Annotated in this window: 11 protein-coding genes; 7 read left to right on the forward strand and 4 right to left on the reverse strand. The window is 61.5% G+C overall.

Annotation, left to right across the window (positions count from 1 at the left end; translation table 11 throughout):
* Positions 1-801 precede the first annotated feature (801 nt).
* Complete coding sequence (locus JQ629_RS32950) at positions 802-1,581, forward strand: calcium-binding protein (RefSeq protein WP_212416157.1); 780 nt, start codon at positions 802-804, stop codon at positions 1,579-1,581.
* Between the two features lie 422 nt (positions 1,582-2,003).
* On the opposite strand, the gene JQ629_RS32955 is transcribed toward JQ629_RS32950, so the two are convergent.
* The 3 genes from JQ629_RS32955 to JQ629_RS32965 form a co-directional block, all read right to left on the reverse strand.
* Positions 2,004-2,765 carry an AlbA family DNA-binding domain-containing protein gene (locus JQ629_RS32955; protein WP_212416158.1) on the reverse strand — a complete coding sequence of 254 codons (762 nt, stop codon included), beginning with the start codon at positions 2,763-2,765 and terminating at the stop codon, positions 2,004-2,006.
* A gap of 17 nt (positions 2,766-2,782) precedes the next feature.
* Positions 2,783-4,789 (reverse strand): DUF262 domain-containing protein, encoded by a 2,007-nt coding sequence (locus JQ629_RS32960; protein ID WP_212416159.1) that lies wholly within the window; start codon positions 4,787-4,789, stop codon positions 2,783-2,785.
* A gap of 176 nt (positions 4,790-4,965) precedes the next feature.
* Positions 4,966-6,555, reverse strand: a complete 1,590-nt coding sequence (locus tag JQ629_RS32965; protein WP_212416160.1) for a winged helix-turn-helix domain-containing tetratricopeptide repeat protein — start codon at positions 6,553-6,555, stop codon at positions 4,966-4,968.
* Between the two features lie 254 nt (positions 6,556-6,809).
* On the opposite strand from JQ629_RS32965, the gene JQ629_RS32970 reads away from it, so the two are divergent.
* The 3 genes from JQ629_RS32970 to JQ629_RS32980 all read left to right on the forward strand — a co-directional run bounded on the left by JQ629_RS32970 (position 6,810) and on the right by JQ629_RS32980 (position 9,696).
* A complete protein-coding gene (locus tag JQ629_RS32970; RefSeq protein ID WP_249135436.1) occupies positions 6,810-7,661 on the forward strand; it encodes a class I SAM-dependent methyltransferase in 852 nt (283 codons plus the stop codon).
* 198 nt (positions 7,662-7,859) lie between these two features.
* The gene (locus tag JQ629_RS32975) at positions 7,860-8,729 is read left to right on the forward strand and encodes an alpha/beta fold hydrolase (RefSeq protein WP_212416161.1); all 870 of its coding nucleotides are present in this window, start codon (positions 7,860-7,862) and stop codon (positions 8,727-8,729) included.
* A 76-nt stretch (positions 8,730-8,805) separates the two neighbouring features.
* A complete protein-coding gene (locus JQ629_RS32980; protein WP_212416162.1) occupies positions 8,806-9,696 on the forward strand; it encodes a permuted SH3 domain-containing protein in 891 nt (296 codons plus the stop codon).
* A 67-nt stretch (positions 9,697-9,763) separates the two neighbouring features.
* Here the strand turns inward: JQ629_RS32980 and JQ629_RS32985 are convergent, their stop codons facing one another.
* The gene (locus JQ629_RS32985) at positions 9,764-10,603 is read right to left on the reverse strand and encodes a caspase family protein (protein ID WP_212269035.1); all 840 of its coding nucleotides are present in this window, start codon (positions 10,601-10,603) and stop codon (positions 9,764-9,766) included.
* Between the two features lie 320 nt (positions 10,604-10,923).
* Between JQ629_RS32985 and JQ629_RS32990 the strand changes: the two genes are divergently transcribed.
* The 3 genes from JQ629_RS32990 (at position 10,924) to JQ629_RS33000 (ending at position 14,614) form a co-directional block, all read left to right on the forward strand.
* Positions 10,924-12,660, forward strand: a complete 1,737-nt coding sequence (locus JQ629_RS32990; protein ID WP_212416163.1) for a hypothetical protein — start codon at positions 10,924-10,926, stop codon at positions 12,658-12,660.
* Positions 12,661-12,936: 276 nt separating this feature from the next.
* The gene (locus tag JQ629_RS32995) at positions 12,937-13,614 is read left to right on the forward strand and encodes a thermonuclease family protein (protein WP_249133659.1); all 678 of its coding nucleotides are present in this window, start codon (positions 12,937-12,939) and stop codon (positions 13,612-13,614) included.
* Positions 13,615-13,828: 214 nt separating this feature from the next.
* On the forward strand, positions 13,829-14,614 hold the full coding sequence (locus tag JQ629_RS33000; protein ID WP_212416182.1) for an LssY C-terminal domain-containing protein: 786 nt from the start codon (positions 13,829-13,831) through the stop codon (positions 14,612-14,614).
* Positions 14,615-14,798: the final 184 nt, after the last annotated feature.

The raw sequence follows: 14,798 nt of genomic DNA on the forward strand, positions 1-14,798 counted from the left end.
GAAGACCGGGTGCGCGCTGCACCCGCGGTCTCGCGTGCGGTTTGCACAAAACAAAATGCACACGAGCATACAGGGCAGCGGAGAACACCCGGCCTTCCCTGCGCAGTGGCTTTACGGCTTATGCCGTGCTCTCCCCGGAGACGAGTTCTTGGTTGACTCCGTCGCTGCCGTCCCCGCTTGCGCTTCACCGACAGCTTGACACCTGCAACGGGCGCCAGGACCACACGGTTTTGCCGTACGCTTATCCACGCCGTCGTCGAGGCGTAAACCAGCGTCCACCGCAACCCGTCCAACGTCCGTGACGACGGCCGACGCCCTCTGAGTGGGACGGGATGGCGATAGATGCGCACTGATTTGGGTCGGACGGCAACAGAAATATTTTTGATTTACAGAAATTTTCTACTTGACACGATTTCTGACAATCGGAATTGATTTGCCAGTCGGGTTGTTTTGTCGCACTCAACCGTCATTGCGAGGAGCGTAAGCGACGAAGCAATCCATCCCTCGGCTAGGCGCGCCATGGATTGCTTCGCTGCGCTCGCAATGACGCGGAGAGGACCGACATCCAAGTTAAGCTGTCATTCCGGGGCTCGCGAAGCGAGAGCCCGGAATCCATCGTGCAACGGAGCATGGGGCCTGATGGATTCCGGGCTCGCGCCAAGGCGGCGCGCCCCGGAATGACGGAGGAAGCGACGACCTAGCAGCCTGTTCCCCAGGGAACAGCGCCGGCCGGCCTTCCCTGCGATGTTCTCCGTCACAGGCAAGCCCATTCCGGGCGGCCGACACAGAGGGAACACGACCATGCCGATCTATCCTTGGAAGCCTTTCAACAAGCTGGATTACGCCGAACAACAATCCGAACTGACCCAGGACGATGCGCGCGACGGTTTTCAGAATCTCGGCAGCGGCAACAACTTTCACTTCCAGCTGACGGGGACCGCCCCCAAGCTCGTCAACGGCCAGGGCGGCAACGACACCATCATCCTGGACGGCAACTCCGCCGACACGGTGTTCGGCGGCTCCGGCAACGACACGATCGACGGCGGCGCGGGCAACGACACGCTCAAGGGCCAGGCGGGCGAGGACCACATCTTCGGCGGCGCCGGCGCGGACAACATCAGCGGCGGCAGCGACAACGACTATCTGGTCGGCGACAATGACGCTGTCGCGTCCAACCTGCATGGCATCGACACGATGTACGGCGGCAGCGGCGAAGACACGCTCTACGGCGGCGGCAAGGCCGACGTGATGTCGGGCGGCACGGGCAACGACAATTTCGTCTACTTCGTCGGCCTGGGCGCCGAGAACGAGAGCGCGGTCGGCGCCGCGGACCGGATCACCGACTTCCAGGTGGGCGACAAGATCGACGTGTCCTTCATGGACGCCGACGGCAATTCCGCCAACGGCAACAGCACCTTCACCTTCTCGTCCAGCGGCGCGACCACCCAGGCCGGCAAGTTCTGGTTCGAGACCCACGACGACGGCCAGCACGTATTCTTCAACATCAACGGCGGCGCGGCCGACATGGAGATCATCTCCACCAACAGCCACCAGTTCACGACCTCGGACTTTATTCTGTGAGGCGAGATCGTTCGGTGCGGTGAGTGCCGGATGGGACGGTGTGGACCGCTAGCTTTTACAAGCTGGCGGTCTACGTTTGGGAGGCGGGCAAGACATACGACCAAAGTGCTTGGCGCTACAGCAGTCAGGCAAATATAGTGAGGTGATCTCGCCGCGTCCTTTTCGTCTTTTGCATTTGTCCGAGCCGAACACTATGCTGACTGGCAGCTATTGGGTGCTTACATGCAAAACGAATGGACCAAGCCGCGCGAATACTCTTTTACTAACGCGGCCGGCGAAGTGTTCTATGAGATTGCATATTCGCGGCAGGACGTGAACACGTTTGCGAAGATGCACAAGGCGGTGAGCTACTCTCCCGTCGCCAACGACTTGTTGCAGCCGCAGCCGTCAAGGAAAGATGGGACGCCTAAATAGTTAGGCCCCTATAAGTATCGCTTTTCGAGATTAAAGTACTGCTCTAGATCAATCAGATTGACTGATAGGGTTCGATTTCCAGTCCTAACAAACAACTTCTCACCATCAGCGGCTCTCAGAATGCAAAGCTCCCGTCGTGCACCCACCACGATTCTCGCCACGACTCCGGCTTCATGATCGATGCGATTGATTTGGACCGAAGCACTAACACCACGCCCGTTCTGAAAGCACTTCTCGATCATGGACCGCAGATAGAGCTCCCATTCATCGAAATCGTACTTAGTTGCTCCCGGGATCAGCAAAAACTCGCGATTCAATCCCACAACCTTACCGTCGTCGGCAACGCCAATAAGCAGCGTCCCTCCACCACTATTCAAGTAAGCTGCCACGGTCTTCAGGCTAGATTGTAGGACGTCGGCGGAGAAGCATTTTTCTATGGGTTGCTTTCCTAGAACATGCTTCTTGACGTCTAAAACGAGCGATTCTTTAAATTCCAGACTCGCCCCTTCGCCTCTCGCTATCTCCGCACAAGTCAAATCGAGCAAGTTGCTGCTGAAAGCTGCTCGCACGATTCGACTATCATCGAGTCCACCCGTACCTATTGAAGGAGACAACTCCAAATTCCAAGCGTCCAATATTTCGCCGAGCTCGCCGAGAGCTTGCAGTACTAAACGATCACTCCATTGATACTCGTTGATCAACGTTGTCAGTGTCGTTTGCGTCGGCCTAGAAAGCGCTTCGACCAACGTCGCGGTAATCGGTGGCCGCATCATTGTCCCAAGCATAGTCACACCATCATGCGTCGGGCAATTTCTTCCGCTATGGATCGTCCGCGCATTTCCCAAAATCGTCCAGGGTCTACGTCCGACGAATTCAGGACATCAAACATCTCGCGCGTGACAAAGTAAGTGTTCCAAAGGTCAGCTCTGGAATCATAGCTAAGCTCTTCTTCTTCGATAAACTGAGCGGGCGCCTTTTTCCTCCAAGATAGATTGGAGGAACGGGCCATAGGAATTAGGTTCGCGGCCGAATTTACAAAGTCTCGCTTTGCAATTGATTTGTCGATATATTCTGCGGCCTTGCCGTGGACGTTGTTAGCGCACCAATCCTTTGGGTATATGTGATGGAGTTGCATTTGCCCTGAACCGAGTTGGATCGCAGTCATACCATCGACGGGATCGCGGCTCGCTCGCGCATACAGCAAGAGAAAGGCCGAGCGTCGCAATGCTCCCGCTTCTTCTCCATCAGTTACGAGATCATAAATCGCTTCCGAGCTGACCGGCTTTGCGACATGATCGTCTAACCATGCATTTGCCGTCGCACGCCAGGAATCGAAATTATCTTTGCGCTTTATCGTGCCCAGAAAGCTCTTCAGTTCACGGATGTCTGTTCCAATTTGGGTAAGAAAGCCCTGATCGTAGCGCGTATTGAGGGCGTTTCTCCAAAAAAACGCGCGAAAGATTGCGTCAAGGTGCTTTGGCGTCCATTCGACGTGCGTAGATTTGTCGAATTCCAGAAACCATCTCAGGGCGACGTAGATCGATGCAGCCGCTGGGTAGGGGCATTGCGCCATGGTGAAACTGCCACCAGCGACGGCCAGTTGGAAGGCCCCTATGTATCCAGCCAATTTCGCATTCTGGTCAAAAACTGAACGCCATTGAGCCGCTGGGAGCGCCAACAGGTCCTGTGATTTCACGCTCGAAATCCGGTACTCTTTCGAGCCTCCAATTGGCCTGGGATCAGGCTTAGAGTTCAAGGCCACATGGATTGCTGCGACAAATTGTGCGATTAGCTCGGGTCTTTCTCGAGATGATGCCCACCCCACCGCACCGTCAAGCTCTCCCAATTCATCAATTCGGTCACGAATAAGTATCGGCCCTTTTGGGTCTTCGACTGTGTCGCTGTACATGTTCGAATGGATCAAATCTACAGTTGATACCTTCGTCCCTGTCGTGTTCAGAGTTTCGAAAATATCGCAAATTTCCGCGAGGTTGTAGGTTCGGGGAACTATATAGAGTGCAATCTTTGTCCGAATAATCCCGTTGAACGCCGACTGAAGTATCCGATTTCGCCTGTCCAACTCAGCCGCCTCAGGCAAGTCACCGCCTGCGTAGTAAGCGGGGTCACGGATGAACTGCAAATACCCCATCCACTGATCGAAAATGGCTTCCGGATCTTCGACTTCGAGAGGGAAAAGCCCGTTCGAAACCGCCACTTTGAGTGTGTTCAATTGACGTTTCAAAACGTCCTTCTCAGTAAAGTACTTGACCCGCTCCGTATCGTCTGTCGCCGTAACATCGAGATAATAGCGCCCTGCGTTCTTGAACAGTCCCGACTGCGCTCGGAGGCCACCGAAGGCGAGTGCTAATGCTGTCGATCGTTGCCTTCCATCAAGGATGGCATAGTAACGTCCCGGTCGAATATTCGGATCACTAAAGTATCGAGTTTCGCTCTTCCCACCTTGGCCGTGATCTTGAATTGAAATCGGCTCTAGGGGCAGCGAACTCCCTCCTTCTTGCTCCCACAGAGTAATCATACCTATTGGACGGGCATCTATGATGGAGTTCACCAGCGAAACGACATTCGCATTGCTCCAAACAAAGTCTCGCTGAAAAAGAGGCGATAGCCACTCCGAAGTCTTCAGCTTTGTGATTACGTTCGGGACATTAGTGTCCTCGACTTGAAGATTAGCCACTTCAATTACCCCTCGATGTTGGTTGAGGCCGTACGCCCAGCGGCGCTCAAATAACTCGCCAATCTGGAACTCCGCGGATTCCAAATTGCCGCTGCCCACAGTCTACCCTTGATTGACTCCTTTATAGACGAGGAACGAAGCGAAGCGATAGGTGGGGGTCGACTTGGATTCTGGGGTTAATAGATCGTACCACCCCTCTGGCAAGGAGCATGCACAATCTGGAACGCGTGCCGATGGCGTTTTGTGAGTAGCGCGCTTATCGCGACGAGTGAGCCCTATCCCAACCCCGCCCGCCTAAACCCCTCCAGATAATGCTCCCTTTCCACCTCGTGCTCATACGGCATTTCGGTGGATAGCCAGGCCAGCGAGATATTCGGCTGCACGTTCCGCAGCCCCTCCAGCGCCGCGGCCGCCGCCTGGGTGAAGCCGGACATGCCGAGGGAGGCCGTCAGCACGCGGTGGGCGCCGACGAAATCGGGGCGCTGGCGCAGGGCTTCGCGGGAGAGGCGGATCGCCTCCTCGTAGTTGCGGCCGACATACTGGCAATAGGCGGCGACGCCGCAATAGATGCCGGCAAAGGGATCGCGCGGGGAAAAGCGCAGCGCCTGCCGGGCGGCGGCGTCGCCGTCCTCCCAGCGCCCGCGATAGGACAGCGCCACGCCATAGATGCCGCGCGCCGGCGAAAAATTCGGATTGAGCCGCAGCGCCAGCTCGAACTCGGCGATGCAATCGTCAAAGCGGCGGTTGAACAGATAGACGCTCGCCAGCGCATAATGCGCCCACGCATCCTCAGAGTCGGCGCGGATCGCCGCCAATGCGGCGCGTTCCGCCGCCCGCACCGCCGTCGGCATGTCCTCCCAGCCCATATGGGCCGCAAAGGTATGGCAGGCCGCGAGAAGACTGAGCGCCTGGCCGTAGCCGGGATCGACCGCGATGGCTTTTTCCAGCAGCGCCTGCGCCACCAGATTGTCCGACCGCGTCACCCGCCAGTAATGCGACAGCGCGCGCATGACGAGATCCCAGGCGTCCATATTGTCGGGCGTCTTGCGCTGGCTGCGGAAATTTTCGGCGGCATAGAGCTGCGGCTCGATCGCGGCGACCACGGCCTGCGTGATCTCGTCCTGCACCGCGAACACGTCGGCCAGATTGCGGTCGTAGCGCTCGGCCCAAAGGTGACTGCCGGTGACGACATCGTTGAGCTGCGCGGTGATGCGCACATGGTCGCCATCCTTGCGCACCGAGCCCTCGACGACATAGCCGACGCCGAGTTCCTCGCCGATCTGCTTCAGATGCACCTGACGGCCGCGATAGACGAACGCGGAGTTGCGGGCGATGACATAGAACCAGCGCAGTTTCGACAGCGCGGTGATGATGTCCTCCGAAATGCCTTCGGAAAAATATTCCTGCTCGGGTTCGCCGGAGATGTTCGTGAATGGCAGCACGGCGATGGCGGGGCGGTCGAGCGGCGGCAGGGAGGCGGCGGCGGGTTCGGGTGACGCGACAGTGGTCGCGCTTTGCGGCACAAGAGTGCCGCTGAGCGCGGGTCGCGGCGCAATTGCGCCGCTGACGTTCCCGACGAAGCGAAAGCCTTTGCGCGCGATGGTGCGGATCAGCGCCTGGTCCTTGCCGCTGTCGCCGATGGCGGTACGCGCGGCGTTGATGCGGCTGGTCAGGGTGGATTCGGAGACGATGCGGCCGTGCCAGATGCTCTCGATCAGATCGTCCTTGGTAACGACGTGGTCGCGGTGCTCGACCAGGTACATCAGGATATCGAACACCTGCGGCTCGACTGCGACAATTTGGCCATCGCGGGTCAATTCGCGCACGGCGCTGTCGAGCACATGGTTTGAGAAGTGAAACTGCACGCGAGGATCCCCATGGCCGGTTGATCGGACCCGTTTGGCGCCCGGTTTTGCCGGGTTTTGCTGGCGGGGCCGCTCAATTAGCGCGGTCAAATCAGCCATGACGTGTTTTACCTCACAGATTCCCGCCTCACAGAAAAATCAGGGTGGCCTCAAGGCAAAATCAGCCCCGTCTCAGAGTCTTTAGGTCCTCCGAGCGGCATGTTCGGTTCAGCGCGGTCGCCCCCGTGACCGCATGCCACAGAGGAGGAAACTGCATGGCCACCACAGCTACCGCCACAATGCCGGCTTCAACCGCCACCCCCGCCCCCGATCTTGCCGCGCTGAAGACCAAGCAGCAGGCGGCGTGGTCGTCAGGCAATTACGCCATCGTCGGTTCCACGCTGCAAATCGTCGGCGAACAGCTGTGCGAGGCGATGGACCTCAAGGCCGGCGCCAAGGTGCTCGACGTCGCCGCCGGCAACGGCATGGCCTCGCTCGCCGCCGCGCGCCGCTGGTGCGAGGTGACCTCGACCGATTACGTGCCGGCGCTTTTGGAACGCGGCCGGGCGCGCGCCAATGCCGAAGGCATGACGATGGAATTTCGCGAGGCCGACGCGGAGAACCTGCCGTTCGACAACAACAGTTTTGAAGTCGTGCTGTCGACCTTCGGCGTGATGTTCACGCCGAACCAGGACAAGGCGGCGGCTGAATTGCTGCGCGTGTGCAGGCCGAAGGGCCAGATCGGTCTCGCCAACTGGACGCCGGACGGTTTCATCGGCCAGGTGTTCAAGACGCTCGGCAAGCACCTGCCGCCGCCCGCGGGCGCGAAATCGCCGGCGATGTGGGGCACCCGCACGCGGCTCACCGAAATGTTCGACGCCGGCGCGGCCTCGATCAAGGCCGAGTCGCGGCTGTTCAATTTCCGCTACCGCTCGGCCGAGCATTTCCTCGACGTGTTCAAGACGTTCTATGGCCCGGTGCTGAAAGCGTTCGCGGCGCTCGAGCCGGCCAAGCAGGAAGAGCTGCACAACGACCTGCACGCGCTGATCGTCCGCATGAACCGCGCCACCAACGGCAGCATGGTGGTGCCGAGCGAATATCTCGAAGTGGTGATTACGAAGCGATGACGATCCACTTTCTTGCATCTCGCTCACCCAGTTCGTCATGCCCGGGCATAGCCGTCCGAAGGACGGCGTCGCTTCCGCTCGCCTATGCCCGGGCATCCACGCCTTTGCTTCTAGAAAGCGAGGAAGACGTGGATGGCCGGGTCAAGCCCGGCCATGACGGAGAGAGAATCATTTCTGAGAACGCACAGGACAAGTTCGATGAATATTTTGACTCAGGTACCTTCACGCAAAAGCGCCACCGCTTGCGTCGTCGCGCTGCATTGCTCGCTCGGTTCGGGACGCCAATGGGCAAAACTCGGCGCCGAATTTGGGCCCGGCACCAAGCTGATCGCACCGGATCTGATCGGCTATGGCGATAAGGCTGGAACGTTCGACCTGCCGCTGACGCTGGCGCAGGAAGTCGAATGCCTGCGCGCGACGCTGGATCAGGCTGATGGGCCGATCCATCTGGTCGGGCATTCCTATGGCGGCGCCATCGCGTTCAAGATCGCGACCGATCCGGCGTATGAACATCGCATCCAGAGCCTCGCGCTGATCGAGCCGGTGCTACCGACGCTGCTGCGTGACAGCGCGCCGGACCGGCGGCTGCACGATCAGTTCGAAGGTCTCGCCGCCGAAGTGCGTGAGGATATCTGGAACGGGTCAGTGCTGGAGGCGATCGACAAGTTCAGCGAATTCTGGTGCGGCTCCGGCCCGCGCGAGGAGCTGCCTGTGGCCGCGCGCATCCGCATGATCGAACACGCCGAACGGCTGCCGTACGATTTCGCCGCCGCCTTCGCCGAAGAGAACGTCACGATGGCGGCGGCCTCGTTGCGCCTGCCGACACTGCTGTTGTCCGGCGGGCAATCGCCGAACCTGACCCAGCGCATCGTCCGCCGGCTGGCCGCGGTTATCGACGGCGCCGAACTGCGCCATCTGCCGGATGCCGGGCATATGCTCGCGATGACCCATGCCGGCATCATCAACCCCGTGATCGCGGCGCACATCGCCCGTGCCGATGAACTCGCCGGCGTGTCGCTGGCGGCCGGCCAGCCGGCGGCGAAGCTGGTCAGCGTGGCAGGCGGTTGAGCCACGGTTTGGGCCTTCTTGCCGCTTGGCGCGCCGGTCGGGCATCTGGTATCGATGTTCCCGAAACCGGGATGAAATGCCGATGATCACCGCGCGCGACCTCAAGCTGCCTGCCCTGATGCTTGCGGGGGCACTTAGCCTGGCCGCGCCGCAGGCGTTCGCCGCCGACGAGGAAACAGCGCCCAAGGGCGCGGCGGTCACCGTGTTCAAGGCCGCAAAATCCTGCTTCGGCAACAATGTCGAGGTGTCCGGCACCATCATCGCGCGCGAGGAAACCCAGGTGCGGCCCGAGCGCATGGGGCTGAAGGTCGCCGAAGTGCTGGTCGATGCCGGCGATACCGTCACCGCGGGCCAGACGCTGGCCCGGCTGACGTTGCCGGAAGGCGGCACGGTGCTGGTGCAGGCGCCCGTCGCCGGGCTGGTTTCGGCCTCGACCGCCGCGGTCGGCGCGATGGCGTCCGGCAAGGGCGAGGCGCTGTTTTCGATCATCGCCCGCAGCGAATTCGACCTCGTCGGGCTGGTGCCGACCCGCGACATCGCCAAACTTCAGATCAACCAGAGTGCGCGGATCAAGGTGATCGGCGCCGGCGAAGTCGATGGCAGGGTGCGGCGGCTGTCGACCACGGTCGAGCCCAACAGCCAGCTTGCCCAGGTGTTCATCGCCGTCACCACCAACCGCCGGCTTCTGGTCAATTCATCCGGGCGGGCGCAGATCAAGACCGGCCAGAGCTGCGGCATCTCGGTGCCGCTGACCGCGATCCTCTATGGCAATGCCGGCACCGTGGTGCAGGTGGTGAAACGCCAGCGCGTCGAGACGCGGCGGGTGGAAACCGGGTTGATGTCACAGGGCCAGGTCGAGATCCGCGAGGGCATCGTCGAAGGCGATATCGTGGTGGCCCGCGCCGGCGCCCTGCTGCGCGAAGGCGATCCGGTGCGCCCGGTGATGGTGGCCGCGGACGCGAAGTAGCCTCACGCACGAAAATGCCCGGGACAAGCCCGGGCATGACGACACTTAGACAATTATTTTAGCTTGCTTACCCGCCGATGCTGACGTCTTCGAGCAGCGAGGACGACACCGAGGGAACCTGCTCGCCTTCGCTGGCGCGGGAGATCGTCACGCGCGTTTTGTTGAAGGCGGTTTCGGCGCCGGCCTGTGCGGCGAGGTTGTTCAGCAGCTCGGACATCAGCACGCTGTACTGGCCCTTGGAATCGTCGGCCACCTTGCCCGGCGTCGCCGAAGACAGGATCAGCGCATTTTCGGGCGCTGAGATCGGCGCCAGGCCGTGGGAGTAGGAACGGAAACGGCGCTCATAGGGGTTGCGGCGGGAGGCGTCGACCACGACGAGTTTGACCTTGGCGCCCTGCTCCTTCATCGCGTCGAGCACGGCCTCGATGCTGACGCCGTCGCGGCGGACATCGGCTTCCTTCCAGATCGCGGCATCGACCGGGATCATGTAGCTCTGGCGGCCGACCTGGACGCCGTAGCCGCCGAAGAACAGCATCACCACGCTGTCGGGCTTGATCTTGGACTTGAGCCGGCCGATGGCGCGGGCCATGTCGTCCTTGGTGGCGTCTTCCACCACGTCGACGTCAAAGCCCTTGCCGCGCAACGCCGCGGTCAGGCCGCGGGCGTCATTGATCGGCTGCGCCAGCGGCGCCGAGGCGTCGGGATAGTGGCCGTTGCCGATGACCAGTGCGACGCGGGAAGTCTTGGTGGCGACGTCGGAATTCTGTTCGGTCGCGATCGCCTTGGCGGCATCGAGCGAACGCTTGTTGAGCGCAGCATGGGCGCCGATCGCCAGCGACACCAGACCGACCAAAGCGGCGGCCACGGTGACCGTGCGGCGAGAGATGCTAGGCTTACCGTCCATCATTCAATTCCCAATCGTTGACCAGGGCGCGCCAGTTAGTCGCGCCAGTGCCGTTTAGGTTTGAGGGGTTGCGAATTGGTGTGCCGTCGAATTGTGGCAATTTGCGGCACCGCAACAAAGAAACCCTTAACCCGCACGGCCACCGCGGGCAACCTCCTTTGGCGCATGACGTTCCCCAGCAGAATGATGGTGCCAAATCGGGACATTTTCTGTGACATCGGTCACATTTGTATTTCTCGCTGATTTGTATCATTTTCAATGGCTTGCAGGCCGGCGGTAGATTCGACGGCCCTCGGTTCACGGTTCCGGCGAAAAGAGACTGCATGGGCTTTCAATATTTCGCCGGCGCCGCCTACCGTGCGCTGACCGCTCGCAAGGACGGGCCGTCGCTGTATGACGTCTGCGATCCCCTGCTGCTGAACTATGCCGGCGGCGACCCCCATCTCGGAAAATTCTATCGGACCGCGCTTGGCAACCCGGCGCTGCGCCCGTTGCTGCGCCGTACCGGATTGCCGCAACTGCGCGACGAAGGCCGCCTGCAGTCGCTGCGCCAGGCACTGACCCGCGCCCGCGACAACGACGCGCCGGACTGGGAAGCGGTCGGTCAACCCATTGCCGAGCTGATGGCGACGATTGATGTCCGCCACCCAAAGCCGGCGCCGGCCGTGTCGCCCACGAAAGCGCCTGACCTCGCCGAGATCGAGCGCGTGATCCGGACCTGCGGGTCGCATCTGCTGCGCTCGTTTGCCGGTAACGGCTTCATCCCGACCTATGCCGCGTTCAACCTGCTCGGCGATGCCGACATGGGCGGGCGCGAAATGCTGATGGCGCTGACCGGGCTCAATTCGCGCGGCTACAAGAACTCGACCCTGCTGTTCAGCCTGGCGCGTATCTTCATCGCACATTCGCCGGCCCGCGCGCTGATCAACCCGCCCTGGACCGGCATCGCCGAGCCGATGTGGGAGCCGATGCAGATCCGGCACCGCTCGGCCTATTACGACGCCTTCTTCACCGAGGCGCTGCTCAGCTTCGTCGAAACCGGCCTTGCCTCCGTCGACCAGACGGCTGCGTCACGCCGCGCCATCTCGGAGATGGTCGATTTTTGCCTCGCCACCAGCGCCGAGGAAGTGCCCTCGCATGACGGCTCCACCGTACGCGTCATCACCGCACTGGCGCCGCTGCCGCATCCGCGCTTTTCAAAGTTCTTTTCCCAGATCAAGCAGGATCTCGGCTTCGGCATCTACGTGCCGGACTGCGACACCACGGCCTGCTCGTTCTCGGCGGCAACGCAGGCCGGCTCGACCGATCCGATCCTCGACCAGCCGCTTTTGGATTTCTACGCCGGCTATCAGGTCCGCAGCGGCGCCAACGAGCCGCGCGTGACGGTGCCGCTGAACGACAATGTCGAGTACGAGGGCGGCGTCGTGACCTGGATCGACAACCTCGCCGGCGACCGGCCCTACGGCAACGATCTCGATCCCACGCTCAATCTCGACATCCTCGAGGTCAGCTTCCGCAACCTTGCGCGCTGGAAGATCATCGAGACGCCGTCACGGCTGGAGACGGTTCACCGCATCATCGGCTTCCAGAAGCGGCTGGTGGAAAGCGGCGCGTTCACCAATCCGCGCTCGCATATCTATTATCTGCCGGAGCTGTATTGCGCCTATTTCGGCCGCTGCTATGCGGCCTTCATCGCACTGCCGCCGGCGGCGCGGCTGGCGATCGATCCCGAAAACACCTTCGACTTCATCCGCGGCCGCGTGCTGGCCTATGTCGAGGGCGAGTTGATCACCCACGAGATGAACGCCTTCGACGCGGCGCTGGCCCTGATGGCGCTGGCGCATCTCGGCGCCGACGCGGCAAGCTTTGCACCTGCGCTGCATTGCATCGTCGCCGGTGTCGGCGAAGGGGGACGGCATGGTCCCTACAAGGCCTATGAGTGGAACAAGATGAAGACCCCGACGCGCATCCTGGTCGGCGGCCCCGAGGTGACCTCGGCTTTCGTGCTGATGGGGCTGGCGCTGGCACGGGGTGTGATGCTGCGGGGCAGCGGCGCATAGGCGATATCCCACGAAAGAGGGGTATGCCGCACGACGCAAAGTCGTAAGCTGCGAAGCGCCAAGAGCGCCGATTTCTGACGGGAAGTTGAAAGCCATGCGGTCCCAGAGCACTGGCAAGCCGGCCTCAATGTCCGCACAATCCGCGCAATGATTGTGCACATTTCCGCGCCGGGATTGCCCATGAAGTCTAAGATTTGGAAGTCCAGGATCTGGAATTCGAAGATCTGGAATTCGAAGATCTGGCTTTGCGCCGTCTTGACGTTGTTGCTGCCGGCGATGGCGCACGCCGCCGACATCACCGGCGTCCCGAAAATCCGCCAAGGCGACCAGCTCCAGATCGGCAATACCCGCATTCGGCTCGGCGGCATCGACGCGCCGGCGGTGGACCAGCTCTGCCTCAACAACAAGGGCGAACGCTGGACCTGCGGCGTCGCGGCGCGTGACGAACTGATCAAGCATTTCGGCAACAAGAGCTGGACCTGCCGTACCCGCAGCGTCGATCGCCGCGGCCGCATTGTGGCGCGATGCGAGGTCGGCGGCGAGGACGTCCAGAAATGGATGGTCGCCAACGGCTGGGCGCTGGCGTTCACTCGTATTTCCCACGACTATGAGGCGGATGAAAAGGCCGCTCGCGAGGCCAAGGCCGGCATGTGGCAGGGCGCCTTCATCGCGCCGTGGGACTGGCGCGCCCGCAACAAGAAGACCGCCATTCTCGGCGCCGCCAAACCGCCCGAGAACGCCAGCACCATCCTGCAGGCATCCGCCTCCGGCTCGGTCGCGCCATCGCCCGACTGCACCATCAAGGGCAACGTCAACCGCTCGGGCGAGTGCATCTTCCACCAGCCCACCAGCCGCTGGTACGCGAAGATCGAGATGAAGATCAGCAAGGGCACGCGCTGGTTCTGCTCGGTCGAAGAGGCCGAAGCCGCGGGCTGCCGCGAGACCAAACGTTAGCTTCTGACCTCGCCCCGCTTGCGGGGAGAGGTCGACGCGAAGCGTCGGGTGAGGGGGTACAGGTGTTTCCAATGGTCACTGAACTCGCGGATAGAGCCCCTCACCCCGACCCTCTCCCCGCGAAGTGCGGGGAGAGGGAGAAGTGCAACTGAGTGCACGACGCGTGCCCGGCACCCGACCCAGTAATCTCCCACACCGACAGCATCGCGGCGGGCTGCGCCGCGCGGTTACGCTCACCCTGTTCATCCTTTGCGGCTATGGCCTGCTCGCCTATCTGATCTTGCCCGGGCTGTGGACGCATTACGAGCATCAGAAAGGCCTTGCCGATTTGCCGATGGTGACGCGCACGGGGCAAGGCATTCCCGGCGATCCCATGAATGTCGGCCTGATCGGCGACCAGCGTGACGTGGTCTGCGCGATGCATCAGGCCGGATGGTATCCGGCCGATCCGATCACGCTGAAATCATCGATCGAGATCGTAGGCAGCGTGCTGCTCGACCGCCCCTACAAGGACGCGCCGGTCAGCAATCTCTATTATCAGGAACGCCGCGAGGATCTGGCTTACGAAAAGCCGATCGGCGCCAGCGCCGATCGCCGCAACCACGTGCGCTACTGGAAGGTGCTGGACCAGGGCGAGGAAAAACGCCCGGTGTGGCTCGGCGCAGCGACGCAAGATCGCGGCGTCGGCGTCAGCAGATACACCGGCGCGGTGACGCATCACATCAGCGCCGATCTCGACGCCGAGCGCGCGCGGCTCAGCGCCGACCTCGCAAATGCCGGAATGGTGACCGCGAAATATCAGGTGACCGGGATCGGGCCGACGATTGCGGGCTATAATGGCGGCGGCGACCTCTATTATACCGACGGCGAGATCTGGGTGCTGCGGCTGGTCGAGGCGTGCCGGAAGCGCGACGGCCCCGCGGTGACGATCCCGAGCCCGCCGGCGACCGAGCTGAAGGATCAGATCTGGCATGCGATCGCGGGGGCAATGGGAAAATAAGCTGACGGCTGTCGTCCCGGCCTTGAGCCGGGACCCATAACCACCGGCCGGGATTATGCGAAAGGTATCAACTCCGACTGTTCTAAATCGAGAAGCCGCGGCGTATGGGTCCCGGCCTTCGCCGGGACGACGAGATAGAGTACAGACATTGCCCGGAGTTGCAGGGCTTCCTCAAGGCCTTCCT

The organism is Bradyrhizobium sp. AUGA SZCCT0222 (genome assembly GCF_018130205.1).
GTDB lineage: Bacteria > Pseudomonadota > Alphaproteobacteria > Rhizobiales > Xanthobacteraceae > Bradyrhizobium.

Excerpts from the sequence above, each read along its gene's own strand:
- JQ629_RS32950 (WP_212416157.1), top strand. The coding sequence starts at position 802 with ATGCCGATCTATCCTTGGAAGCCTTTCAACAAGCTGGATTACGCCGAA.
- JQ629_RS32955 (WP_212416158.1), bottom strand. The coding sequence starts at position 2,765 with ATGCGGCCACCGATTACCGCGACGTTGGTCGAAGCGCTTTCTAGGCCG.
- JQ629_RS32970 (WP_249135436.1), top strand. The coding sequence starts at position 6,810 with ATGGCCACCACAGCTACCGCCACAATGCCGGCTTCAACCGCCACCCCC.
- JQ629_RS32975 (WP_212416161.1), top strand. The coding sequence starts at position 7,860 with ATGAATATTTTGACTCAGGTACCTTCACGCAAAAGCGCCACCGCTTGC.
- JQ629_RS32980 (WP_212416162.1), top strand. The coding sequence starts at position 8,806 with ATGCCGATGATCACCGCGCGCGACCTCAAGCTGCCTGCCCTGATGCTT.
- JQ629_RS32985 (WP_212269035.1), bottom strand. The coding sequence starts at position 10,603 with ATGATGGACGGTAAGCCTAGCATCTCTCGCCGCACGGTCACCGTGGCC.
- JQ629_RS32990 (WP_212416163.1), top strand. The coding sequence starts at position 10,924 with ATGGGCTTTCAATATTTCGCCGGCGCCGCCTACCGTGCGCTGACCGCT.
- JQ629_RS32995 (WP_249133659.1), top strand. The coding sequence starts at position 12,937 with ATGGCGCACGCCGCCGACATCACCGGCGTCCCGAAAATCCGCCAAGGC.